The 24,686-nt window shown below is 39.8% G+C and carries 18 protein-coding genes and 1 tRNA gene; 15 read left to right on the top strand and 4 right to left on the bottom strand.

The window, feature by feature from the left end:
- Nucleotides 1-86: 86 nt before the first annotated feature.
- A complete protein-coding gene (locus I6F40_RS04625) occupies nt 87-788 on the top strand; it encodes a DUF3581 domain-containing protein (RefSeq protein ID WP_024598641.1) in 702 nt (233 codons plus the stop codon).
- Between the two features lie 175 nt (nt 789-963).
- Complete coding sequence (locus I6F40_RS04620; protein ID WP_197192547.1) at nt 964-2,211, top strand: DEAD/DEAH box helicase; 1,248 nt, start codon at nt 964-966, stop codon at nt 2,209-2,211.
- A gap of 169 nt (nt 2,212-2,380) precedes the next feature.
- Here the strand turns inward: I6F40_RS04620 and I6F40_RS04615 are convergent, their stop codons facing one another.
- Nucleotides 2,381-3,337: a methylenetetrahydrofolate reductase gene (locus I6F40_RS04615; protein ID WP_197192546.1), complete on the bottom strand. Its 957-nt coding sequence runs from the start codon at nt 3,335-3,337 to the stop codon at nt 2,381-2,383.
- A gap of 259 nt (nt 3,338-3,596) precedes the next feature.
- Here I6F40_RS04615 and I6F40_RS04610 point away from each other — a divergent pair, with 259 nt between their 5' ends.
- The 3 genes from I6F40_RS04610 to I6F40_RS04600 all read left to right on the top strand — a co-directional run bounded on the left by I6F40_RS04610 (nt 3,597) and on the right by I6F40_RS04600 (nt 8,197).
- Complete coding sequence (locus I6F40_RS04610) at nt 3,597-6,479, top strand: M16 family metallopeptidase (RefSeq protein ID WP_197192545.1); 2,883 nt, start codon at nt 3,597-3,599, stop codon at nt 6,477-6,479.
- A gap of 197 nt (nt 6,480-6,676) precedes the next feature.
- Nucleotides 6,677-7,495 carry a serine O-acetyltransferase gene (gene cysE / locus I6F40_RS04605; protein ID WP_121955565.1) on the top strand — a complete coding sequence of 273 codons (819 nt, stop codon included), beginning with the start codon at nt 6,677-6,679 and terminating at the stop codon, nt 7,493-7,495.
- A gap of 15 nt (nt 7,496-7,510) precedes the next feature.
- Nucleotides 7,511-8,197, top strand: coding sequence for a hypothetical protein (locus I6F40_RS04600; RefSeq protein WP_121955564.1), 687 nt, complete (start codon nt 7,511-7,513; stop codon nt 8,195-8,197).
- A gap of 32 nt (nt 8,198-8,229) precedes the next feature.
- Here I6F40_RS04600 and xseA read toward each other — a convergent pair whose 3' ends face one another.
- Entirely contained in the window at nt 8,230-9,564 is a 1,335-nt protein-coding gene (xseA, locus tag I6F40_RS04595; protein ID WP_166377351.1) for an exodeoxyribonuclease VII large subunit, read from the bottom strand.
- Between the two features lie 135 nt (nt 9,565-9,699).
- Here xseA and guaB point away from each other — a divergent pair, with 135 nt between their 5' ends.
- The 5 genes from guaB to rimI all read left to right on the top strand — a co-directional run bounded on the left by guaB (nt 9,700) and on the right by rimI (nt 14,068).
- Nucleotides 9,700-11,169 (top strand): IMP dehydrogenase, encoded by a 1,470-nt coding sequence (gene guaB / locus I6F40_RS04590; RefSeq protein WP_002958783.1) that lies wholly within the window; start codon nt 9,700-9,702, stop codon nt 11,167-11,169.
- A 265-nt stretch (nt 11,170-11,434) separates the two neighbouring features.
- On the top strand, nt 11,435-13,012 hold the full coding sequence (gene guaA / locus I6F40_RS04585; RefSeq protein WP_008170177.1) for a glutamine-hydrolyzing GMP synthase: 1,578 nt from the start codon (nt 11,435-11,437) through the stop codon (nt 13,010-13,012).
- 155 nt (nt 13,013-13,167) lie between these two features.
- Nucleotides 13,168-13,244 (top strand) — tRNA-Trp (locus tag I6F40_RS04580).
- Between the two features lie 64 nt (nt 13,245-13,308).
- Nucleotides 13,309-13,614: a hypothetical protein gene (locus I6F40_RS04575; protein ID WP_166377349.1), complete on the top strand. Its 306-nt coding sequence runs from the start codon at nt 13,309-13,311 to the stop codon at nt 13,612-13,614.
- Nucleotides 13,601-14,068 (top strand): ribosomal protein S18-alanine N-acetyltransferase, encoded by a 468-nt coding sequence (rimI, locus tag I6F40_RS04570; RefSeq protein ID WP_007581622.1) that lies wholly within the window; start codon nt 13,601-13,603, stop codon nt 14,066-14,068. Before I6F40_RS04575 ends, rimI begins: the two co-directional genes overlap by 14 nt.
- 75 nt (nt 14,069-14,143) lie before the next feature.
- Here the strand turns inward: rimI and I6F40_RS04565 are convergent, their stop codons facing one another.
- Entirely contained in the window at nt 14,144-16,810 is a 2,667-nt protein-coding gene (locus tag I6F40_RS04565) for an ATP-binding protein (RefSeq protein ID WP_197192544.1), read from the bottom strand.
- A gap of 850 nt (nt 16,811-17,660) precedes the next feature.
- Between I6F40_RS04565 and prfC the strand changes: the two genes are divergently transcribed.
- From prfC to I6F40_RS04545, 4 genes are all read left to right on the top strand, one after another.
- Nucleotides 17,661-19,250 (top strand): peptide chain release factor 3, encoded by a 1,590-nt coding sequence (gene prfC, locus I6F40_RS04560; RefSeq protein WP_166377345.1) that lies wholly within the window; start codon nt 17,661-17,663, stop codon nt 19,248-19,250.
- A gap of 59 nt (nt 19,251-19,309) precedes the next feature.
- Nucleotides 19,310-21,052, top strand: a complete 1,743-nt coding sequence (gene argS / locus I6F40_RS04555) for an arginine--tRNA ligase (protein WP_166377343.1) — start codon at nt 19,310-19,312, stop codon at nt 21,050-21,052.
- A 429-nt stretch (nt 21,053-21,481) separates the two neighbouring features.
- Nucleotides 21,482-22,120, top strand: a complete 639-nt coding sequence (pdxH, locus tag I6F40_RS04550) for a pyridoxamine 5'-phosphate oxidase (protein WP_033028926.1) — start codon at nt 21,482-21,484, stop codon at nt 22,118-22,120.
- Between the two features lie 21 nt (nt 22,121-22,141).
- On the top strand, nt 22,142-22,909 hold the full coding sequence (locus I6F40_RS04545; protein WP_166377341.1) for a TatD family hydrolase: 768 nt from the start codon (nt 22,142-22,144) through the stop codon (nt 22,907-22,909).
- Here I6F40_RS04545 and I6F40_RS04540 read toward each other — a convergent pair.
- Nucleotides 22,876-23,496 (bottom strand): AhpA/YtjB family protein, encoded by a 621-nt coding sequence (locus I6F40_RS04540; protein ID WP_166377339.1) that lies wholly within the window; start codon nt 23,494-23,496, stop codon nt 22,876-22,878. The genes I6F40_RS04545 and I6F40_RS04540 overlap by 34 nt on opposite strands.
- A gap of 152 nt (nt 23,497-23,648) precedes the next feature.
- Here I6F40_RS04540 and serB point away from each other — a divergent pair, with 152 nt between their 5' ends.
- Nucleotides 23,649-24,677, top strand: a complete 1,029-nt coding sequence (serB, locus tag I6F40_RS04535; RefSeq protein WP_166377337.1) for a phosphoserine phosphatase SerB — start codon at nt 23,649-23,651, stop codon at nt 24,675-24,677.
- Nucleotides 24,678-24,686: the final 9 nt, after the last annotated feature.

Below are 24,686 nucleotides of genomic sequence, written 5' to 3'. Positions count from 1 at the left end.
GCAACTAATCTAACAGATTCGACCTCTCAGTATTTTTTTTCTGGTAATATAGATAGGTTATAAGCAGTTTAAGCAGTGAACAAACTATGTTAAGTCCTTTTTTTCAGCAGCATGCTGATTATGTTTCTATCTCTCGTGAGCAAGGTTGTCGATTCGCTAAATGCGTTGCTGACGATTACAATCCACTTCACGACAAAGATGCCAAAAAGTTTTGCGCGCCAGGAGACTTACTTTTTTCATTGGTACTAGACCGCTACGGTATTAGTGAACAAATGGAATTTACTTTTGCCGGTATGGTTGATGAAAACACCAAACTTAACTTCCCTGAAGGGGCTGATGAGTTTGATGTAACCAATGGCGAAAAAGTTATTTTAAAGGTAAAGCGCAGCGGTAAAACCAGCCAATGCCCAGCACTAACTAATAGTCTTATAAAAAATTATGTTGAGTTTTCTGGTACTACTTTTCCGCATGTAATTATTCCATTAATGGGCAAGCAAGAGGTAATGATAAACCCTGCTCGTCCGATGGTAATTTACGAATCAATGCTTATCAATCTTGATAATCTTGATATTACAGAACCAGAACTTGAGTTTGCAGAGCCTAGTTTTGAGTATGCCGGTAAGCGCGGGAAAATTACACTACGTTTTAACCTGTTAGAAAACGGCGTTAAAGTGGGTAGTGGTGAAAAGCATATGGTAGTTTCGGGTATACGCGAATACTGCCAAGCAACAGTTGACGATTTAATAGCGTTTTACAACGAGCGTAAAGCGACACTAAAGCCAGCTTAAAGCTACAGCAAACTATAAAAGGCGCTAAATACAGCTGTTATTTAGCGCCTTTTTTATCGGTTTTAAGAGTACAGCTAGATTAGCCGAGGGATTGGATACTTTTCTGGATTGGTTAATTTACGCAGTACAGTAATATGCGTACAATAGCGCTCTTTGTTATTTTAAAGCTAAGCCTATGTCTGCCACTACGTTCTCATCACTTAATCTCGACCCGTTATTATTAACTGCGATTGAGCAAAATAATTACACTCAACCTACCGCAATTCAGATTAAAACCATTCCGCCTATTTTAGCCGGAAGTGATGTAATGGGCAGTGCACAAACAGGCACAGGTAAAACAGCTGCTTTTGTTTTACCGCTGTTACATAAGCTTTTAAATACACCTAAAAAAGATGAACCAGGCATTGCTCGTGTTGTAATTTTAACGCCAACACGAGAACTGGCTCAGCAAGTATTTGCAAGCTTTGAAAAGTACGCACAAGGCACCAATATAAATGGTGCTTTAGCTTATGGGGGCGCAAGTATTGGCCCACAAATAAAAGCCCTTAGAACGGCTCAAGTTATTGTGGCAACGCCTGGGCGTTTACTCGATCATATAGTTAAAGGCAGTGTGGTACTTTCAAGCGTAGATTCGTTAGTGTTTGATGAAGCCGACCGCATGCTTGATATGGGCTTTATTGACGAAATAAGACGCATATTGCGCCATATTCCTGGCGATCGCCAAACCTTACTATTTTCAGCTACGTTTGATGACAGTGTGTTTGAGCTCAGTAAAAAGTTACTAAAAAATCCAGAGCTAATTGAAGTTGATAAACGTAACTCAGCAGCCGTTGAAGTAGAACAAATTATTTATTCGGTAGATGAGGACCGCAAACGCGAGCTTGTTTCGCACATGATAGGCATGAAAAACTGGCGCCAAGTGCTTATTTTTACTCGCACAAAACAAATGGCTGATCAGCTCGCTAAAGAAATGTGTAAAGACGGTTTAAAAACCGAATCAATCCATGGCGACAAATCGCAAGGCGCACGCGACCGTGCTCTGCAAAACTTCAAAGAAGGTATTACACGCGTACTTGTTGCAACCGATGTAGCTGCGCGTGGTTTAGATATTTCTACACTTAGATACGTAATTAACTTTGAACTACCGTACATTGCTGAGGATTACGTCCACCGTATTGGCCGTACAGGTCGTGCTGGTGAGCAAGGGCTCGCTATGTCGCTGGTAAGCCTTGACGAGCAATGGCTGCTTGAAGAAATAGAAGTACTACTCGATACGCGCTTAACACCGCAATGGTTAGAAGGCTACGAGCCTGATCCGAATAAAAAGCCAAAAGATAATCGTAAAAACACCAATAAGTCGCGAAAAGATCGCGATAAAAAGCGCATCACTGGTAAAAGAGAGCCAAGCAGACGCCGTAAGTAAAAGACGTTTGTAAGTTGAGTTTTTATCTTGGGCAATACATGTATTTTAAGTGCTAAATTATATTTAATCAGACCCAATAAGCGCATTGAATTAAATGTTATTCATAAAAAAGCAAGCCATTAGGCTTGCCAAGAAGGGTGTGAATTTGTTTTAGCCTTGGCTTTAAGCCCTAAGCTATTAGCTTTTCGGCTAGGTTTAATTCCATTGTTGCCTTTAATAAACGATATAAGTTAATTGACGCGTCAATTTCTTCTTTACGGTTTGTTAAGCTTTCAATATTTAATCCCAGCGGTACATCTAAATGCGCACAGCTTTTTATTATTAAGTCGAGGTTTTCGCGGCAAATACGCACTGATTCGCTTAGAGTATTGTCTGCATCAAGCATGCGCCATTTTGTAGCTTCTGGCACTGAAATACCCAACCATTGCATAAAGTCTAAGGTTTTTTCGCCGCCGCACGGGGTAAACGTTAATATAATACGTTGAGGTGTAATACCTTGTGCTTTACATGTACGCGCGTAGCTAGTAATTAGCTCTATAGTCGCTTGTGCGTCGTAAACAGCTTGCGATATAAAAAACTGACAACCTTGTGCCGTTTTTTTTATTAATCGTTCATGCTCATTTCGTTTGCTTGAATGGCGCTCAGCAATAGTAACGCCACCTAAAAAGAAATCATCTGATTGCTCAGCCAATGCTTTATATGCATCTGGCAGGCTTAGCTTAATATCGCCTACCGATGACGGGCTACCTACTAAAACTACATTTTGTAAATCGTAGTCGTTTTTAGTTTCACTTAACCAATCTTTAAATTCACCTACGCCACGCTGCGCCACACTTTTATAAGTAATTACATCTTGTGCAGATAAATTACGAATTAAATGGCTGTATTCACGCGGATCAACGGTTTGTTTAAACGCAAATGGGCGCGCTTGGTTTGTACGGCTGCTTTCGTCTTGAATGTCGTAAATTATTACGCCGTCGTATTCAATTTCGTGTAAGCGAGCTAATAGCTTTTCTGCAATGGTTTTTAATTGCGCTTTATCGGTGCCAATTTTAGGCGGCGTAGTACCAATAAGATAAACACCTTGTTTGGTGTCCTCTATTTTCTCTTTTAATGATAAAGCCATAATCCTCATTCCAGCCAAGTGCGTGTTGATGGATTTAATATAGCAGCCATTTAGACGTCTAGATAGATTTATTTAATGAAAGTTTTTCAACTTAGATGAAGAATATTCATACTGATAATTTAATAAACGGGCTGATTGACACAGTTGTTTACATAAAAAATGGGCTAAAGCTCTTATATTTACTCGCTTTAAGGCATAATCGAGAGTGAGTTAGTATTAAATTTGACAATAAATTTGCTCAATTTAAAAAGGGACAACAATGAAATTTAAATTATTAGCAACCAGCTTAGCGGTATCGCTGGCGTTAACCGGTTGCGCCATGCAGCAAAACCAAAGCACGCAAACAACAGCACAACAAGAACAAGTAAATAAAGCTGATGATCGTGTTTTTTCACAAGATTACTTAATTGAAGAACTAGAAAACGGCTTACGCGTAATGGTTGTTAAAACCGATTACCCCGATGTCGTGTCGCTGCAAATTCCGGTATCGGTTGGATCGCGTAACGAAGTTGAAGAGGGCAAAACAGGTTTTGCTCACTTTTTTGAACACATGATGTTTAAAGGCTCACAAAAATACCCTGAAGATGTGTATTCAGACATATTAAAAAATTCAGGTGTTGATAACCGCGCGTACACAACAAACGATTACACCAACTACTATTTAAACTTTTCAAAGCAGCATCTTGATAAAGTACTTGAGCTTGAAGCTGATATTTTTCAAAACTTAACCTACACCGAAGAGCAATTTAGAACCGAAGCACAAACGGTAAAAGGTGAGTACTTAAAAAACAACGCGAGCCCAGTTCGTAAATTATTAAGCGCTGTACGCGAAGAAGCGTTTGATAAGCACACGTATAAACACACCACTATGGGCTTTTTTAAAGACATAGAAGCGATGCCCGATCAAATGGCGTACGGTAAAGAGTTTTTTGCTAAATTTTATAAGCCTGAGTATGTATCGATTGTAATTGTGGGCGATGTAGAGCCAGAAGAAACAATGGCTATGGTTAAAAAGCATTGGGGCAGCTGGAAAAAAGGTAACTACGTTGCTGACATTAAGGCAGAGCCTGTGCAACAAGCACCAAAATATTTGCACCAGCAAGATGAAGCGCTACCAGGGCATTGGTTGCTTGTATCGTACAAAGGCGCTGCGTGGGAGCCTGCTAAAAAAGACAGGGCAGCACTTGATTTAATCTCACAGCTTTATTTTTCAAATAATTCAGATTTATATCAAGAGCTAGTGGTCGACAAACAAATTGCCAGCCAAATGTTTACCTATAACCCAGAGACTAAAGATCCGGGTTTATTACACGTATTTGTTAAAGTAGAAAACGCAGACGATTTAGCCACTGCGCGCGATGCCATTAACCGCACTTATGCAAAAGCACGCACAGAGCTTGTTGATGAGCAAAAGCTGAGTGATTTAAAATCAAACCTTAAATACAGCTTTATTAATGGTCTTGATTCATCGCAAGCGATTGCATCAACCCTTGCCAGTTACATGCATTTTGAGCGCGATCCTGAGGTTATAAACCAGCTGTATAAATCGGCAGATAACATTACCAGCGCAGATATTAAAGCCGTTGCTAATAAATACTTTACTGATAACGCCCGTACCACATTAACGATGTCGGCACTTGATAAAGCCCCAGGGTTTGAGCAAGAAGTTGATTTAAATGCGCTTACTGCAAAGCTTGAACAAGCACCAGCGACACCTGTATTTAAAGTGCTTGATAAAACCAATAGCTCGCCATTAATTGATGTTAACTTTTTATTCAATACCGGTGCGGCTGCCGACCCTCAAGGTAAAAAAGGCGTTGCTGCGTTAACTGCGGCTATGCTTGCACAAGGCGGTTCGCAGGCGACAAGCTATAAAGATATTCAAAAAGCACTTTATCCGCTAGCGGGTAGCTTTGGTTATCAAATAGATAAAGAAATGCTGTCGTTCCAAGGGCGTATTCATAAAGATAATGCGGTGCAGTGGTATGCACTTGTGAGCGATCAATTACTAAACCCAGGCTTTAGAGACGATGACTTTAAACGCCTCAAAAAAGAAATGATCGACGGTATTAAGTCAGGTTTGAAAGCATCTAACGATGAAGAGCTAGGTAAAGAAGTTCTATACAGTGCGCTTTACAAAAATCACCCTTACGAAAGCTACAACTATGGTGATATTTCGGATTTAGAAGCGCTGACCCTTGATGATATTAAAGCGTTTTATAACAGCGAGCTTACGCAATCTAAACTCACGGTTGGCTTAATTGGGGCTGTGCCTGCAAAACTTAAAGCTAAAATGATGAGCGATTTTGCAACGCTACCAAAAGGTGATCAAAGCCGTTTAAGTATTCCTGATGCACCAGTGCTTAAAGGTCATCATGCAACGATTGTAGAAAAATCGGCACAATCGACTGCGGTATCGTTTGGTTTTCCTATTGATACAATAAGAAGTAGCGAAGACTGGACAGCCCTTTGGCTTGTGCGTTCGTACTTCGGTGAGCACCGTAGTTCTAACAGCTTTTTATATGAGCGCATTCGTGAAACTCGCGGGATGAACTATGGCGATTACGCATACATTGAATACTTTCCACGTGGTATGTTTCAAACCAAGCCTGATGCAAACCTAGGGCGCTCTGAGCAAATATTTCAAGTGTGGTTACGCCCACTTCGCTCTAATAACGATGCGCACTTTGCAACACGTACCGCCTTGTTTGAGCTAGATAAGCTAATTAAAAATGGTATAAGCGAAGATGACTTTGAAGCAACGCGTAACTTTTTAATTAACTTTGTGCCGCAAATGGTTGCAAGTCAAAACCGCCAATTAGGTTACGCACTTGATAGCGAATTTTACAACACAGATAGCTTTGTAAGTTACGTAACTAACAAACTTAAAACGCTAAGCGTTGCTGATGTAAATCGCGTTATTAAAGAAAACTTACAAACAGACAATGTTCAATATGTGTTTATAACCGCAGACGGCGCTGATATGCAAAAACGTTTAGCGCCTGAGCAAACATCGCCAATGGTTTACAACACTAATAAACCTGCTGAGTTGGTTGCTGAGGATAAAGTGATTGCTGATTATAAATTAGCAATTCCTGCAAAAAATATTGAAGTGATGAAAGTCGATAAAGTATTTCAATAATTTAAGTGGTTTTTAAGCGTTAAAATAATGCTTCGGTGCTATAAGCACCGAGGCATTTTTATTATTTAATAATGAAACTTAATAAACAGTTATACCTAATAACCAGAACAAATAACTAAGGGATTAACACCTTAGTGGTTAAATCCGTTAGACTTGGGAAAAGGCTATTTTATATCAACTTAAGGCAGTGCAGTATTATGCGTCATGCAATTTGGCAACAGCTTCGCGACGAAGCTAACGATGTAGTAAAACGTGAACCATTATTAGCAAGTCATGTTTATTCATGCATTTTGAATCATGATTGTTTAGGTTCGGCATTGAGCTTTATTGTTGCTAATAAGTTGGCTGATGCGGTGGTATCTGCATTCACTATCCGCGAATTGTTCGACCAAGCATTTGTAAAATGTGACCGTATGCTCTCGTTTGTTGCTGAGGATATTAAAGCGGTAAAAGACCGCGACCCTGCATCAGAAACCTATCTTACGGTTATATTAAATCTAAAAGGTTTTCATGCTATTCAGGCGCACCGTTTGGCTAATTGCTTGTGGCAACAAAACCGCAAAGAGCTAGCGCGCTTTATTCAAAGCCGTAACTCTGAAGTGTTTGGGGTCGATATTCACCCAGCATGTAAAGTAGGTAAAGGCATTATGTTTGACCACGCAACTGGTATTGTTATTGGTGAAACAGCAGTAATTGAAGATAACGTATCAATTTTGCAATCTGTAACGCTTGGCGGTACGGGTAATGAGCAGGGCGATCGTCATCCTAAAATTAGAGCGGGCGTGTTAATTGGCGCCGGCGCTAAAGTACTTGGTAATATTGAAGTAGGTGAGGGCGCACGAATTGGTGCAGGCTCTGTTGTACTTAGCAATGTTCCACCACATACAACCGCTGTTGGCGTACCAGCTAAAATTATTGGTCGACCGGATTGTGAGTGTCCGGCACAAAGTATGAACCAAAACTTTTTGACTCAACAAGAGCCAGAAAACGCATCGCATACTAGCGCAATGCTGTAGCCTTAGGTAAAAATAATGTCTAATAAAAGTAACTCACTTTCAATGTTGCTAAGTTTTATTGCTGGTGTGGGGTTGGCTAGTAGTTACTTTTTGTTTTTTAATAAAATATCTAATGACGCATATCCTCAGTCAGAAAATACGCGTCAGAATGTTACTATTAAAGTCAGTAGCAATAATAAACTTAGTAGTCATGATGTTAGCAATGACTCAAACCTAAATAGCGCTTTAATTACGGCCAACCAAAATGCTACACGGCAATTTGTTGAACAAGAGTATACTCAGCAAATAAGTACGCTTACCGACGAACTTGCCGTTAAAACCAAGGAACTAAAGCGTGCCGAACAACAATTAAAGTCAACTCAGTTAGCGCAATTAGATGATGTTGATTTTTCTAAGCAACTTGATGAAAAATTTGATAATGAAAGTGAAAATACTCAGTGGAGTTATGAAATAGAAACGGCGCTTACCGATTTTTTAATTACCAGCAACTTGAGTAACTCAGCACAGTTAAGTGATTTGGAGTGCAAGCAAACACTGTGTAAATTTGTGATTGTTGCTGAGCAAAGTAATGAGCAAGGACATGCGCAGTGGCGTGAGCTTAACGATAAGCTAACAGCAATGCCCTGGTGGCAGCAATTTAAGCTAACTACATCAAGCTCTAACGACGAGAAAATAGAGTTTGTAGTAAGTATCAAAGAATAAGTATACGCACTTTATAATGTTTTTTAACAGCCTTAGCTATGTACTTGTGAGTGCACCACGCCGTCAACAAATTCTGTAATTAGCGTGTCGCCAGCTTTTACATCTCCTACCGATTTAACCACTTTGTTTTTCTCATTTTTTGTAATGCTGTAACCACGTGCTAATACGTTGAGTGGGCTTACTGAGTCTAATCTACTCGCTTGTAACGCCAAATTATTATTAGCTTGTTGCAATTGATGTTGTATAGCCTGATTAAGCCTTGCTTGTATTTGCGTAAGTTGATGGCTTGCTGTAGCGAGTTTTTTGTCGGGTGATTGGCGCATTAAGCGCGGCGTTAAGTTATTGAGTGTGCGTTCTTGCTGGTATAAACGATTACGCATAGCTTGTTGCAGTGCAATGCTTAGCTCATCTAAGCGTTGTGATTTTTGATTGAGCTGATTACGCGGATGACACAAATTAAGACGATGCTGTAACTGCGTTGCTAGTGCGCGTTTGTCGGCAATACCGTGCTTAAACGCGTTAGATAAACGATTAACTAATTGCGTTACCTTATTGTGTAACTCTTGCGTATTTGGGCTTACAAGCTCAGCTGCGGCTGATGGAGTCGCTGCACGAACATCAGCAACGTAATCGCTAATAGTGGTATCTATTTCGTGGCCTACCGCACTTACTATCGGTAATTCACTTTTGAAAATAGCGCGGGCGAGCTGTTCGTGATTAAAACACCATAAATCTTCAAGTGATCCGCCGCCTCGCCCTAAAATAAGTACGTCTACTTCATCACGAGTGTTGGCTAATTCAATTTGGTTAATTAAATGCACGTGCGCTTCTTTGCCTTGTACCATAGCAGGGTAAATAATGACTTCTAGCTGCGGTGCACGGCGTTTGAGCACCGTTAAAATATCTTTTATAGCAGCGCCGGTTGCTGAGGTAATAACACCAATGCGATTAATATTTTGGGGTAATGGCTGTTTGTGAGCAGAGCTAAATAATCCTTCGGCGGCTAAACGCATTTTAAGCGCATCAAATTCTTGTTTTAGCTGACCTTCGCCTGCGGGTTCCATATGCTCAACAATAAGCTGGTAGTCACCGCGAGGTTCATAAAGCGATACACGCGCTTTTACTGTAACTTGTGCGCCATTTACAGGGCGGTAGCTTTGGTTGCGATTATTGCCTCGCCACATTGCGGCTTTAATTTGTGCTTTATCGTCTTTTAACGAAAAGTACCAATGTCCAGATGCAGGGGTAATAAAGTTAGAAATTTCGCCCGTGAGCACTAAAGATGCAAAACCTTGCTCAAGGATTGTGCGAATTTCTCTATTAAGGCGTGAAACGGTGTAAACCGCCTGCGAAGGCTTCGAAAACATAAAAAACAACCTAAAACTATTTATTGCACTACTTTATCATAAATATTTGCGAAATATTATTTACTCATGCCAACAACGCTGTTAAAATTTGGCCGCAATTCCTTATCTTAGATCCACATGTGAGAAGTTGCCAAAATGCTTAGAATCGCTAAAGAAGCTCTTACCTTTGATGACGTACTTTTAGTACCTGGTCATTCTACTGTTTTGCCACACACGGCAAATATTTCAACTCGCTTAACGCGTGGTATCAAACTTAACTTGCCGCTTATTTCAGCATCTATGGATACTGTTACAGAAGCTCGTTTAGCTATTGCCCTTGCGCAAGAAGGTGGTCTTGGTTTTATTCATAAAAACATGACTATTGAAGAACAAGCGAAAAACGTACGTAAAGTTAAAACCTACGAAGCAGGTATTGTTTCATACCCTGTAACGGTTACTGCCGATTTAACAATTGCAGATGCAATTGAGCTTTCGCACGAAAAAGGTTTTTCAGGCTTTCCGGTTACCGATAGCAATAATGTGCTTGTAGGCATTGTTACTAGTCGTGATATGCGTTTTGAAACTAAGCTTGAACAGCCTGTTTCTACCGTTATGACTAAAAAAGAAAAGCTTGTTACCGTTAAAGAAGGCGCAGCACGCGAAGAAATTTTAGGCTTAATGCACGAACACCGCATTGAAAAAATCCTTGTTGTTGATGATGAATTTAAACTTAAAGGCATGATCACAGTAAAAGATTACCAAAAAGCCCAAGACAAACCTGACGCATGTAAAGACGACCAAGGTCGTTTACGTGTAGGTGCAGCTGTAAGTGTTGGTGCAGGTACTGATGAGCGTATTGCTGCATTAGTAGAAGCGGGTATTGATGTTTTACTTATCGATACATCGCATGGTCACTCTCAAGGTGTTATTGACCGTGTTACTAAAACACGTAAAGAGTACCCAGACTTACAAATTATTGCAGGCAACATAGCAACAGCTGAAGGTGCGATTGCACTTGCTGATGCGGGTGCCGACGCAGTTAAAGTAGGTATCGGCCCAGGCTCTATCTGTACTACACGTATTGTTACCGGTTGTGGCGTTCCACAAATTACCGCTATTTCAGATGCTGTTGAAGGCTTAAAAGGTCGCGACATTCCTGTTATTGCTGATGGTGGCATTCGTTTTTCTGGTGATATTGTTAAAGCACTTGTTGCTGGTGCATCGTGTGTAATGGTGGGTTCACTGCTTGCTGGTACTGAAGAAGCACCAGGTGAAGTTGAATTATACCAAGGCCGTTATTACAAATCTTACCGTGGTATGGGCTCATTAGGCGCGATGGATCAAAAAGAAGGTTCATCAGATCGTTACTTCCAAAAATCAAACGAAGCAGACAAGTTAGTACCTGAAGGTATTGAAGGTCGCGTAGCTTACAAAGGTCCTATTGCAACGATTATTCATCAGCAAGTGGGCGGCCTACGAAGCGCTATGGGCTTAACGGGTTGTGCAACAATTGAAGAGCTAAATACAAAACCACAATTTGTACGTGTTACTTCAGCAGGTATGGGTGAGTCGCACGTTCATGATGTGCAAATCACTAAAGAAGCACCAAATTACCGCTTAGGTTAAGCAGCGTAATTAATTTAATATACTGGGCTTGCTTTGCAAGCCCTCTTTTTAGTCGTTTATATAAATACCAATTGCATTAATAAAGTGGTCAATTATTGCGACAGATAAATGGCTCAATAACGAGGCAAAAATTTCGATTTTTAGTTTCTTCTAAATAAGAAGTTTTTAACGTGGTTAGAGAGTTATTTAGCCTGCAAGAATTAGTAATGTTTAATAAAATTGGTATTCAAAGCGGCATTTAGCATCAGACTTTACGAGATACTCCATGAGCAAAGATATTCACGATTCACGAATTCTCATTTTAGACTTTGGTTCACAATACACTCAATTAATCGCCCGCCGTGTGCGTGAAATTGGTGTTTACTGTGAACTTTGGGCATGGGATGTGACTGAAGAGCAAATCCGCGAGTTCAACCCACAAGGTATTATTCTTTCTGGTGGTCCAGAATCAACAACACTTGAAAACAGCCCGCGCGCTCCTGAGTATGTATTTAATGCAGGCGTGCCTGTGCTAGGTATTTGCTACGGTATGCAAACAATGGCAGCTCAACTTGGCGGAAGTGTACACAGCTCGGATAAAAAAGAGTTTGGTTACGCACAAGTAGAAAAAGTAGGCAACTGTGCATTATTTGATGCAATTGAAGACAGCATTACCGATGGCGGCAACGGCATACTCGACGTATGGATGAGTCATGGCGACAAAGTAATGGATATTCCAGCTGGTTTTGCAACAACAGCTAAAACATCTACTTGTCCACATGCTGCAATGTCTAACGAAGAAAAACGTTTTTATGGCGTACAGTTTCACCCAGAAGTAACGCACACGCATCAAGGTCAGCGCTTATTAGAGCGTTTTGCTATTGATATTTGTGGCTGTGAAAAACTGTGGACTGCTGCAAAAATTATCGATGATGCTATCGAGCGTATTAAAGAAACAGTTGGCGATGACGAAGTTATTTTAGGCCTCTCTGGTGGTGTTGATTCATCGGTTGTGGCTATGCTTATTCACCGTGCAATTGGCGAAAGACTAACATGTGTATTTGTTGATAATGGTTTACTTCGTTTAAACGAAGGCCAACAAGTAATGGACATGTTTGGTAATAAATTTGGCTTAAACATTGTTAAAGTTGAAGCTGAAGAGCAGTTTTTAAATGATCTAGCGGGTAAGTCAGACCCAGAAGATAAACGTAAAGCCATTGGTCACACGTTTATTAATGTATTTGATGAGCAAGCCAAAAAGCTTAAAAATGCAAAATGGTTAGCGCAAGGTACAATTTACCCTGATGTAATTGAATCAGCGGCATCTGCAACTGGTAAAGCGCATGTTATTAAATCTCACCACAATGTGGGCGGATTACCAGATGACATGAAAATGGGCCTTGTTGAGCCATTACGTGAATTATTCAAAGATGAAGTACGTAAAATTGGCCTAGAGCTAGGTTTACCGTACGATATGCTTTACCGTCATCCTTTCCCTGGACCAGGTTTAGGTGTGCGTGTACTTGGCGAAATCAAAAAAGAATACTGTGATTTATTACGCCGCGCTGATGCGATTTTCATCGAAGAGCTTCACAAAGCTGAGCTTTACCATAAAGTAAGCCAAGCGTTTACTGTATTCTTACCTGTTAAATCGGTAGGGGTTATGGGTGATGCACGTAAGTACGATTGGGTTGTATCACTTCGTTGTGTGGAAACAATCGACTTTATGACAGCGCGCTGGTCACATTTACCTTATGAGTTTTTAGGTGTGGTTTCAAACCGTATCATTAATGAAATAGATGGTATTTCTCGTGTTGTTTACGATATTTCAGGTAAACCACCTGCAACTATCGAATGGGAATAATTAATTTTAGTTTTAATTAACTAATTTTAAGTGATTAAAAAACGGCGGATTAGCATGCTAATTCGTCGTTTTGTTTATTTAAAAAGCAGTTAAACTAAAAGAGTGATTTTTCTCTTTACCTTTGGCGAAACTTCTCTATAATTCGTCGTCATTGCAGGGGCGTAGTTCCAATTGGTAGAACAGCGGTCTCCAAAACCGATGGTTGGGAGTTCGAATCTCTCCGCCCCTGCCATTTCTTCTTTACATCGTTTTTATTACTTCTTATATTGTTCAAATGTCTAATCTACTGAGTTGTTATGCATCCACGTTACGCAGCTATTTTTGATATAGAAAATCTTGAACTCAATCAGCATTATTGTCCAAAAATAAATGATCAAGCTAATACTTTATCGCAAAGCACGATAGCTAGTTCTTTAACGCTAAATGAGCAACTACTTGCAGACATTAAACTCAGTGCAGAGCCTATTATTATAAATAGCGTTGTACAGGGCAGTGAGATGCAATTAAACGACAATAAGCTTACATTGCCAACCCCACAGCTCAACGCCTCTGAGAAGCGTGCTTTATGGGCTTTAATGAGTGAACACCTTGATAAACTTTAAATCAGTAGATGAAACTGCAATACCTCAATTAATGGCCATCGAAACAGCGTGTCATAGTCATCCGTGGACTTTAAATACAATGGGTTCATGTATAGGTGGGCGCTATTTTAATGTTGCCGCATTTGATGAGGCGAGCATGATTGGTTTTTATATTGGTGAAAAAGCAGGGCCTGATTTTACACTTATGGATATTTGTGTAACACCAAGTCACCAGGGTAAGGGTATTGCAAGGCAGTTGTTAGCGCAGTTTATTGAATATGGTGAGCAGCAAAATGCTGAAAACCTCTTTTTAGAAGTACGCGAATCAAATACGCGTGCTATTGCTCTGTACGAGCGCGCAGGCTTTGCTGAAATGTCAGTGCGTAAAAACTACTACCCAAGTGATAACCCTGCTAAAAATGGCTTTGAAGACGCTATTTTAATGGGTATGGCGCTAGGTTTAAACTTTTCATAATTAAAGTCGGTAATTGGCATTTAAAATACAGAGCTGCTAAAAACAGAGTAATTGCACCGCTATGCAAGTTAACTTTTAGCTTACTTTGTCGCTAATTGCTTGCTCAATTGCTGCTATTAAATCATTTACCAGCTCGTCTCTTGGCACTTTATTGTTACTTTTTAAGTTCTCTTCAAGTGCCGCAGCGCTTTGATAAATTTTATCAAAGTTAAAGCACCCAGAACTACCTTTAATATTGTGCGCTATGCCTCTTAATGCTTCCCAATCATCACGATTGTGCAGAGCTTTAACTTCTTTTAAATATGTAGGTAAGTTAGCTAAATAATTATCAGCAATTTGCTGAAACTTTTCGCTATTTAATAAGCTATCCCATTTATTTTGATTATCTTTTTCAAGGTGCAGGTAGCTTACGAGTACATTTTCAAGAGCATCTTTATCAATGGGTTTAGCAAGTGCTTTGTCGCAACCCGCTTCTAGATAAGTCCCTATATCATGGTTCATTACATTGGCAGTAAGAGCAATGATAGGGCCATCGTAGGCTGCATGACGAAGCATTTTAGTCGCTTCTAACCCACCCATTACAGGCATTTGCATATCCATAATAATAAGTTGGTAGTCGTTTACGAGCGCCATTTCTACAGCTTGTGCGCCATTACTGGCAATATCGGGTTCAAGACCCCAGGTTTGCAGTAATAATTTAATTAATAGTTGGTTATCTGGGTTATCCTCGGCAACTAATATATTGGCGTCGAAGCTATTAGTCGCAAACGATAATAGAGGGTCTTTCTCTGGTATTAACTGGCTGTCTTGCGTTAAGAATTCAAGCATGGGTTGATCATCAGATAACTGACACGCTACCCTAATTGTAACGCGGCTACCAACACCCACTTCACTTTCAAGATTTACATCACCACCAAGTAACAGTGCTAAGTTTTTAGAAATACACAACCCTAGACCTGTACCACCAAAACGACGCGTGGTAGTGGCGTCGGCTTGTTCAAACGGTTTAAATACACGCTCTATTTGATGCTCAGACATACCAATGCCGGTATCTTTAATTACAAATTCAAGCCTTTGACTCGCTTCTAAATAATGCACACAAATAGTTACACTGCCATTTTCGGTAAATTTAACAGCGTTGTTAGCAATGTTTATAAGTATTTGTTTTAAGCGGGTCACATCACTATAAATGCTGCGAGGTAGCGGTAGTTGGTAGTCGATATTAAGGGTTAATTTTTTTTCTTGTGCCAGTGGTCGAATAATTGATTCAATGTCGTGCACAAGCTGTACTACGTTTAATACTGATAAATCAACTGCTAGCTTTTCAGCTTCAATTTTAGATAAATCGAGTATGTTATTTATTAATTCTAATAAGTGTTTTGAATTACGTAAAATAGTGCTGAGATGTTGTTTGTCGTTAGCTACTTTATCGTTGTGAAGCAACTGTTCTGTAAAGCCCATAATAGCCGTGAGCGGCGTACGTATTTCGTGGCTCATATTTGCTAAAAAGCGACTCTTGAGCTGATTAGCTTGCTCGGCTTGGCCAATTGCAAGTTCTAGTTGGCTGTTCATGGCTTCAAGTGCTCTAGTACGACTTTCTACTTTGTCTTCAAGATGGTGCTTATACTCTTCAAGCTGTTGTTGATAGTGTCTTATTTGATTAACCATGTGATTAAAGTCGTTAAACAAAACCCCCATTTCATCGTTAGTATGTGCAGGCAAGTGCACCGACAAATCACCATCCCCCACACGGTGGCTTGCTGCACCTAGTAACTCAATTGGGTTAAGTAATAAATTACGTACTACTACAAAAATTAATATTGGTAGGGTTATCACCGAAATAATAACAATTAACCCAGTTATTAAACTTATCGCTTTACCTGATTGATAAAGCACACCTTTGGGAATGGTCGAAACGTAATAATATCCGCCGGGCATTTGTACGGCAAAAATCATTCGCTCTATTTTATCTATACTTGAAAGCTCAATAGTTGAAAGCATGCCGATATCGGCGAGGTCGTGTACTTGGTTAAGTTCATATTCGCTTATGTATTGGCCGCGCATATTGTAGTCAGAACTAAATAAAATTTTACCGTCTTTGGTTAACATTAAATTAAGCGTGTTGTTATATGGCGCTTCTAAAATACTGGAGTTAAGTATTGAAGGCTCTATATGTATTACAATAAAACCAAGTTGCTGTGGGCGTTTTAAATAGTAATCAACGCTATAAATTCGTTGAATAAAATACAAACTAGTAGTGCCATCCTCCTTTTGAATCATAAATTGCTGCTTACTTAAATTACTTTGCAATACTTGATTAAAAAATGGATAGCTTTTAGGTGCTGTTGTTAGGTTGTTAGAATAGTAGGCATCGCTTTTCCCACTTGTTGAAACTAGATTAATGCTAATTATATCTGGGTAGGCTTCACTATAACTGGCAAATACATCCATAAGCGCACCAAGTTTTCGGGTGTAATTCCCGTTGGCGCGAATGTCATTTGTTAAAAAATCGCTAAGTACTGGCGAGGTGGAAAGTAGTTTTGCTGTAGAGTGAAAAGAGTCGATATAGTTGAATATTTTTTGCTGTTGCTGTTCAACAAAACGGCTCATTATTAAATCAGCTTGTTTCTGTGTTGAATTAGTTACATTGGTGAGCGTAAAGCCACCTAAAAATAGTAAAGGTAGAATAACAAGGGGTGTTATATACCACAATAATCTAATACTTAACTTACTGGTTTTCATGACCAAACGACTTATCCTCCATGCAATCTATCAATAATATGCGTTACGACTTTATTACACAAGCTTACGGCGGTCTTGGTGGCTAAATTACAACCATTAACTGTATGGTATTTAACTCTATGTTGAGGTTTTTTTATGTCATTAAGTTATTTTAATTTAACAAGTTACAGACTTATAACAGATATTTAGTTGTTCTAAAAAGTTTACATACATTTACATCTTTTAAAGTCATTTTTTTAGAAATAAGTGGTATCACTTAAAATTGAATTATCTAATTTACTCTTAGTTACAAATACCAGTGGATTAACGCTGGGCTGTTATCTGGCCTACTAGGTTATGTTTTCGAGCAAGGCTTAATAATTATAATGGTGTGTAGAGATTTGGTGTATTGTGTACTGCTCCTACTATTTAGCTTATTACTTAATCTTTTTGTACCTCATTTACAGTTAGGCTTCCCAAAATCCATATTAATAAAAAAGATCAGCTAATAACTAACCATTGATTGTTTATAAGGCCAAGATCAGCGAAAATAGTCTTTAATTACGATTAACATAACGGATCGCATGTGAGGGGCCAATTTAGGGCTTTTCTGATGGTGTGTTGAGCTTTCGAGGTTACCTTATACCAACTATATTAAAATATGATCATTCAGCGTATTAAATAACTCACTAACTACGTTAAAAGTTATTCATAGAGAACAACTCCGTGTCATAATTTTGCCTTGTTATTGCACTGTTTTTTATCGTTATAATAGATCACTAATTTAATGCAATTGGTATTATTTAAGCCTTGAAAGCTCAGCATACTTAAAGTGGATAATATCCGTATACAAACTAAAAGAAATTTTTTAATGGCAGATCAAAATCTTCTGAGTGAAATTAATAAACGACGTACCTTTGCTATCATCTCTCATCCGGATGCTGGTAAAACAACTATTACCGAAAAAGTATTGTTATTCGGACAAGCTATTCAAAGAGCCGGCACTGTAAAAGGCCGTGGTTCTAACCAACATGCAAAGTCTGACTGGATGGAAATGGAAAAAGAGCGTGGCATATCAGTTACTACCTCTGTAATGCAGTTTCCGTATAAAGACGCTTTAGTTAACTTACTTGATACACCAGGGCACGAAGATTTCTCTGAAGATACTTACCGCACATTAACCGCAGTAGATTCGTGTTTAATGGTAATTGATGCAGCAAAAGGTGTAGAAGATCGTACCCGCAAGTTAATGGAAGTAACACGCCTGCGTACAACGCCAATCGTTACATTTATGAACAAATGTGACCGTGAAATTCGCGACCCAATGGAAGTGTTAGACGAAGTTGAAACAGAACTAAAAATTGCCTGTGCGCCTATTACTTGGCCAATTGGCTGTGGTAAGGATTTTAAAGGTGTTTACCATATCCACAATGACGAAGCTATTTTATACAAATCAGGTCAAGGTCATAAAATTCAAGAAGTTCGTACAATTAAAGGTCTTGATAACCCTGAGCTAGATATTGCGATTGGTGAAGATTTAGCTGCGCAATTACGTGATGAGCTTGAGCTTGTTATTGGCGCATCAAACGAATTTGATTTAGATCTGTTTTTAGCTGGTGAGCTTTCGCCTGTTTATTATGGTACTGCACTAGGTAACTTTGGTGTTGACCACGTTTTAGATGGTTTGACTAGATGGGCTCCAACGCCATTACCGCGCGAAACAGAAGACAGACTTATTGTTGCAACTGAAGAGAACTTTACCGGTTTCGTATTTAAAATTCAGGCCAACATGGACCCGAAACACCGTGACCGTATTGCATTTATGCGTATTGTATCGGGTAAGTACAGCCAAGGCATGAAAATGAATCACGTGCGAATTGGCAAGCAAGTGAGCATTTCTGATGCGGTAACCTTTATGGCGGGCGACCGCGAGCGCGCGGCTGACGCTTACGCCGGCGACATTATTGGTTTGCACAACCACGGAACCATTCAAATTGGTGATACATTCACGCAAGGCGAAAAACTTAAATTTAGTGGTATCCCTAACTTCGCGCCTGAATTATTCCGCCGTATTCGTCTTCGCGATCCGCTTAAGCAAAAGCAATTATTAAAAGGCTTAGTACAGCTTTCTGAAGAAGGTGCTGTGCAGGTATTTAGACCGCTTATAAACAACGATTTAATTGTGGGCGCAGTAGGTGTACTTCAGTTTGATGTAGTTGTAGCGCGCTTAAAAGCCGAATATAACGTAGATGCTATTTACGAAGGTGTAAACGTAAATACAGCGCGTTGGGTAAGCAGCGGCGATGTGAAAAAGTTTGAAGACTTTAAGCGTAAGTGCGAAAGTAATTTAGCACTCGATGGTGGCGATAACTTAACTTACATTGCGCCGAGCCGTGTAAATCTTAATTTATCAGTAGAGCGTTACCCAGAAGTGACATTTAACCACACTCGCGAAAACTAGAATCGACTGACTACAGTTAACTGAAAGCCTGCTTTGGCGGGCTTACAAAGGTAAAAAATATGAATATTCGTACTATTTTAATCGAAAAAGCCATTGCCGCTATGGCGGGCGCAGGCTTACCTGAAGATACAAACCCAGCAGTAACACAAAGCACACGTCCACAATTTGGTGATTACCAAATTAATGCAGCAATGGGCGCGGCTAAAAAAATGAAAAGCAACCCACGTGAGCTTGCGCAAAAAATTATAGATAATCTTGATGTAAGCGATATTGCTCAAAAGACTGAAATTGCTGGCCCAGGTTTTATTAATATTCATTTAAAGCCTGAATTTTTAGCGCAAAGCGTTAAAGCAGCTAACAGTGATGCAAAACTTGCTGTAAACGAGCATGCTAACCCGCAAAAAGTAGTTGTTGACTATTCATCACCAAACCTTGCTAAAGAAATGCACGTAGGCCATTTACGTTCAACTATTATTGGTGACTCAATTGTGCGTGCGCTTGAATTTAGAGGCGACACGGTTGTACGTCAAAATCACATGGGTGATTGGGGCACGCAATTTGGTATGTTAATCGCGCATTTAGAAGATCAAATTAGCGAAGGTGTAGATTTAGATTCGGTAGCGCTTGCTGATTTAGAAACCTTTTATCGCGATGCTAAAAAACGCTTTGACGACGAAGAAGGCTTTGCAGATAAAGCACGTAATTACGTTGTTAAATTACAAGGCGGCGACGCGCACTGTGAAAAACTTTGGAAACTATTTATAGCAACCTCAGTTAAGCACTCTGAAGAAGTATACAAACGTTTAAATGTAACGCTTACTCAAGCCGATATTATGGCTGAAAGCGCATACAACGCAGAACTTAACGACATTATTAGCCTACTTAAAGATAAAAATATTGCAGTAGAGTCGCAAGGCGCGCAAGTTGTGTTTTTAGATGAGCTTGCCAACAAAGATGGTGAACCATCTGCGTTTATCGTACAAAAATCTGGCGGCGGGTTTTTATATGCAACAACAGATTTAGCGGCATGTGATTACCGTTCAAATAAATTAGGTGCTGATCGTATCTTAATTTTTGTAGATGCACGTCAAAATCTACACTTTAATCAAGTAGAGCTTACAGCGCGTAAAGCTGGTTTATTACGAGACGAAACAAGTTACGAGTTTTGCCCGTTTGGCACCATGATGGGCGCCGATAACAAACCATTTAAAACACGTACTGGCGGCACAGTAAAACTTGCTGACTTATTGGAAGAATCAATTAACCGTGCAGCTGCAAAACTAGCTGAACGTGAATCGGATTTAAGTGATAGCGATCGCAGCGAGATTGCACGTAAAGTAGGTATTGGCGCAGTTAAATACGCCGACCTTTCTAAGCACCGTACCAGCGATTACATTTTTAACTGGGACAGCATGCTAAGCTTTGAAGGCGCAACCGCTCCTTATTTACAATATGCTTATACACGTATACGCAGTATTTTCCGTAAGTCAGGCGTTGATGCAGCTACATTAAATTCAAATGTTGCAATTATTGAGCCTCAAGAAAAAGCACTAGCGCTTAAGCTACTACAGCTTGAAGAAGTACTTGATTTAATGATCAGCGAAGCAACACCGCACGTACTATGTGGTTACCTATATGAGCTAGCAAGCTTATACATGACATTTTACGAAGCCTGCCCAGTACTTAAAGAAGGCGTAGAGCCAAGCGTGCGCGATAGCCGATTAGTGTTGTGTAATTTGGTTTCTAAAACATTAGAAACGGGATTAGATTTGCTAGGCATCGAAGTTATGGAGCAAATGTAATCACCGTCGTATTTTAACCTAATACTGCGTTATCCAATCCGACTTACCCTAATCACATACAAACCGTATGCTCATAGGGATAAGCCGGATTGGACGCCTTGTCTTAGGCTAAACTACTTAGGTGAACCTTCTGCTGTGTGTAGTTCGCTTTAGCTGCGTTGGTAAAACTATTTAGCCTAAGTCACATACAAACCGTATGCTCCTTGGCATAAATAGTTTTACCGCCTTGCTAGCACTCCTACACTTGCAGATGTAATGTTTTACATTGTAGGTTGGGCTGAGTGAAACGAAACCCAACGATACACCTGAGACTCTATGTTTATTGCTATCGCATACACCTGAATCTTAATATTTGTTACTACTCAACATCTATTGTTTTAAGCTCGCTACTCTAAGCTCTTTTCTAAGGCTTTATTTAAAGGATTTGTTATGAAACTCGAAGATATCCGCCGTGAATACCTGCAAGACGCGTTAAGCGAAGATAACTTGCAAGATGATCCATTCAAGCAGTTTGAAACATGGCTTGAGCATGCAGTGGCAAGCAAACTACCCGATCCAACAGCAATGGTTGTAGCAACCGTTGACGAAACCGGTCAACCTTCACAGCGCATTGTGCTTTTAAAGCATTTGGATGATAACGGCTTTGTGTTTTTTACTAATACGGGCTCGCGTAAAGCGCAAGAGCTTAAAGGTAATAATAAAATATCGCTGCATTTTCCGTGGCACCACATGGAACGCCAAGTTATTGTGTATGGCGAGGCTAAACCATTGCCTACCTCTGCTGTGGCAAAGTACTTTTTATCTCGTCCTAAAGAAAGCCAATTAGCCGCGTGGGCGTCAGCGCAAAGTCGTCCGGTGTCATCACGTAAAGTACTCATGGAAACCTTCGCTAACATGAAAAACAAGTTTGCTAAAGGTGAAATTCCATTGCCTGACTTTTGGGGCGGATATTGTGTAGTACCTACTAAAATTGAGTTTTGGCAAGGCGGGGCGCATCGTTTGCATGACCGCTTTATATATCAGCGCCAAGCAGATAATAGCTGGCAAATTACACGCTTAAACCCTTAATAAATAGACGAGTAAGTAACCGTGCAATTTATTGACTCTCATTGCCACCTCGACTTTAGCGAGTTTGATTCGAATCGTGAATCACTCATAAACGAGTGTGTAGCAAAGGGAGTTAATCAGTTTGTTGTGCCGGGTATTACGCTTGCTCAATCGCATACTCTCATAAAATTTAAAGCAACCTACCCAAGTATAAAAATAGCCGCAGGGCTACATCCTTACTTTTTAGAGCAACATAAAGAATCGCACATAGAAGCGTTATTTGATTTTGCGACTGAAAATAAGCATCAGCTGGTTGCAATTGGAGAGTGCGGGCTTGATCGAAGTATTGAAAACCTTTCTAAACAAACTTATTTATTTGAACAGCAAATAAAGCTTTCTAACGAGCTTAACCTACCGCTTATTGTGCACCATAGACAAAGCCATGATTTAATTGCGCAATCGTTTAAACGGTGTAAGCCAAAAAATGGGGGAGTGATTCATGCATTTTCGGGATCAATCCAACAAGCGCAGTATTATATTAAACAAGGCTTTAAGCTTGGCGTAGGCGGTGTTATTACCTATGAACGTGCAGTTAAAACACGTGTTGTTATTGCTGCTATTGAGCCAGAGCACTTAGTGCTTGAAACCGATTCGCCCTCAATGCCGTTAAGCGGCTATCAGGGTGAAGTTAACACGCCATTACATATACCTGATGTGTTTAACGCATTATGTGATTTAAAGCCACATAGCGAAAGAGAGGCGCTTGCAAAACAGCTTTACGATTCTTGCTCAGATGTTTTTTGCATATAACGGTTTACTTGCCAGCGTTTTAACCCTCGGCCTAATTGCCACGTAAAAATACAAGCAATTACTAGCATTAATAGTACTTGCCGACCTAAATCGTGAAAATGATTGTGGCTTTTAGCTATCGCGGCGCGAGTTAAATAAGTAACCGACACAAAGCCTATAGGACGGTCATCATTGCTTATTACAGGCTCCATAAAAGGTGTTTTTAACTTACTTATACCAGGCGTTGAGTCGGAAAGTTGACCATCAATATGATACGACTGCCAATTATCGCTACTGGCTAATAAAATACCCTGTTGATCGTAAATGGTAGCTGAAAGGACAAATTCATCTTTACTTATATCGTTACAAATTGCATTTAGCCGTGGTTTGTTTTTTTCAATTAAAGGTGTTTTAGCATTTAAAGCCATAAATTGAGTGAGACTTTTTGCAGTGCTACCGGCGCTATCGTAAAGTAACTGGTGACTCTGAAAACTACTATTTACACCCACCCAGCTTAGTAATACAAAACAGCCAGCCGCAATTATTAAGCGAGCAAGTCGCTTTCTTTGAGATGGAGATATTGGATTTTTAAGATGGTTATTTTTCATAGTCACCGTTTATGCTACTGACAGCATTTTGATTTGATGTTACAACTATACCAACTATAACCTTAAACCCTACCTGATGGCGAATTTAGTGTTGAGAATACCAAGTTTGATATTTCAACTATCAGGAAAATAAAAATAAACACGGAGATCCCATGTCGCAAATCAACATGGCACAGCCAGCTGCTGAGCAACCATTACAACACTTAACTCTAAATAAATGGTTTAGCTATAGTGGTGGTATATTTACACCTCTCGATCATGTTCCTGAGAAAAAATTTGGGTTATTTAGTATCGCGTTTGCGGGGGATTTTGAAGAAAAGCATATCGCGAGCATTACTGATTTTTTAGCTACGCATAACCAAACAGTTAGTGCTATATGCCAATATCAACCAGATTTAGGATTAGCTCCAGCATTGTGTTTTTACGCGCAAAATTCCGATCAAGCTATAAATCCGTTAGTGCTACAAGAGTTCTCAAACACTTTAGATTGTCAATTAGTGCAAGTTGCTACGCCGCCTAATTTATATGAGCCTGGTTTGTTGGTCATGGATATGGATTCAACAGCTATTACTATTGAGTGCATAGACGAAATAGCACGCCTTGCGAATGTATACGATGAAGTAGCTTCAGTAACTGCGCTTGCAATGGCAGGTACACTTGATTTTAGTGAGAGTTTAAATCAGCGTGTGGCTAAGCTTGAAGGTATTGAAAAAAGCTTAATTGAAGAATTGAAAAGTACATTACCACTCATGCCTGGTATTAAGGTACTGTGCCAAATTTTAAAGCAACACAATTGGTATTTAGCAATAGCTTCTGGTGGTTTTATGCCTTTTGCAGAGCGCGTACAAGAGCTTATTAATTTAGATGAAGTACACGCTAATGTACTAGAATTTCAAGACGATAAGTTAACAGGTAAGGTACTGGGTACAATTGTAGATGCGCAGCAAAAAGCGGTTTTTTTAGAGTCACTTCAGCAAAAGCTAGGACTTGAAAAAACACAAACAGTAGCTATAGGTGATGGCGCAAACGATTTAGTAATGATGGCTCAAGCTGGTCTTGGAGTTGCTGTACATGGTAAGCCAAAAGTAGTTGAGCAAGCGCAAGCCGCTATTTGTGAGGGGTCACTATTGCAATTATTGTACATGCTGGCTATTCCGTTAGTAAAAGAGCCAACACCATAATACAAATAG

The sequence above is a fragment of the Pseudoalteromonas sp. SWXJ133 genome (assembly GCF_015864365.1).
Taxonomy (GTDB): domain Bacteria; phylum Pseudomonadota; class Gammaproteobacteria; order Enterobacterales; family Alteromonadaceae; genus Pseudoalteromonas; species Pseudoalteromonas arctica.
This window is presented reverse-complemented; position numbering and strand designations above follow the sequence as displayed.

Bases quoted from the DNA above. Each gene is read 5' to 3' on its own strand.
- I6F40_RS04625 (WP_024598641.1), top strand. From the start codon at position 87: ATGTTAAGTCCTTTTTTTCAGCAGCATGCTGATTATGTTTCTATCTCT.
- I6F40_RS04620 (WP_197192547.1), top strand. From the start codon at position 964: ATGTCTGCCACTACGTTCTCATCACTTAATCTCGACCCGTTATTATTA.
- I6F40_RS04615 (WP_197192546.1), bottom strand. From the start codon at position 3,337: ATGGCTTTATCATTAAAAGAGAAAATAGAGGACACCAAACAAGGTGTT.
- I6F40_RS04610 (WP_197192545.1), top strand. From the start codon at position 3,597: ATGAAATTTAAATTATTAGCAACCAGCTTAGCGGTATCGCTGGCGTTA.
- cysE (WP_121955565.1), top strand. From the start codon at position 6,677: ATGCGTCATGCAATTTGGCAACAGCTTCGCGACGAAGCTAACGATGTA.
- I6F40_RS04600 (WP_121955564.1), top strand. From the start codon at position 7,511: ATGTCTAATAAAAGTAACTCACTTTCAATGTTGCTAAGTTTTATTGCT.
- xseA (WP_166377351.1), bottom strand. From the start codon at position 9,564: ATGTTTTCGAAGCCTTCGCAGGCGGTTTACACCGTTTCACGCCTTAAT.
- guaB (WP_002958783.1), top strand. From the start codon at position 9,700: ATGCTTAGAATCGCTAAAGAAGCTCTTACCTTTGATGACGTACTTTTA.
- guaA (WP_008170177.1), top strand. From the start codon at position 11,435: ATGAGCAAAGATATTCACGATTCACGAATTCTCATTTTAGACTTTGGT.
- I6F40_RS04575 (WP_166377349.1), top strand. From the start codon at position 13,309: ATGCATCCACGTTACGCAGCTATTTTTGATATAGAAAATCTTGAACTC.
- I6F40_RS04565 (WP_197192544.1), bottom strand. From the start codon at position 16,810: ATGAAAACCAGTAAGTTAAGTATTAGATTATTGTGGTATATAACACCC.
- prfC (WP_166377345.1), top strand. From the start codon at position 17,661: ATGGCAGATCAAAATCTTCTGAGTGAAATTAATAAACGACGTACCTTT.
- argS (WP_166377343.1), top strand. From the start codon at position 19,310: ATGAATATTCGTACTATTTTAATCGAAAAAGCCATTGCCGCTATGGCG.
- pdxH (WP_033028926.1), top strand. From the start codon at position 21,482: ATGAAACTCGAAGATATCCGCCGTGAATACCTGCAAGACGCGTTAAGC.
- I6F40_RS04540 (WP_166377339.1), bottom strand. From the start codon at position 23,496: ATGAAAAATAACCATCTTAAAAATCCAATATCTCCATCTCAAAGAAAG.
- serB (WP_166377337.1), top strand. From the start codon at position 23,649: ATGTCGCAAATCAACATGGCACAGCCAGCTGCTGAGCAACCATTACAA.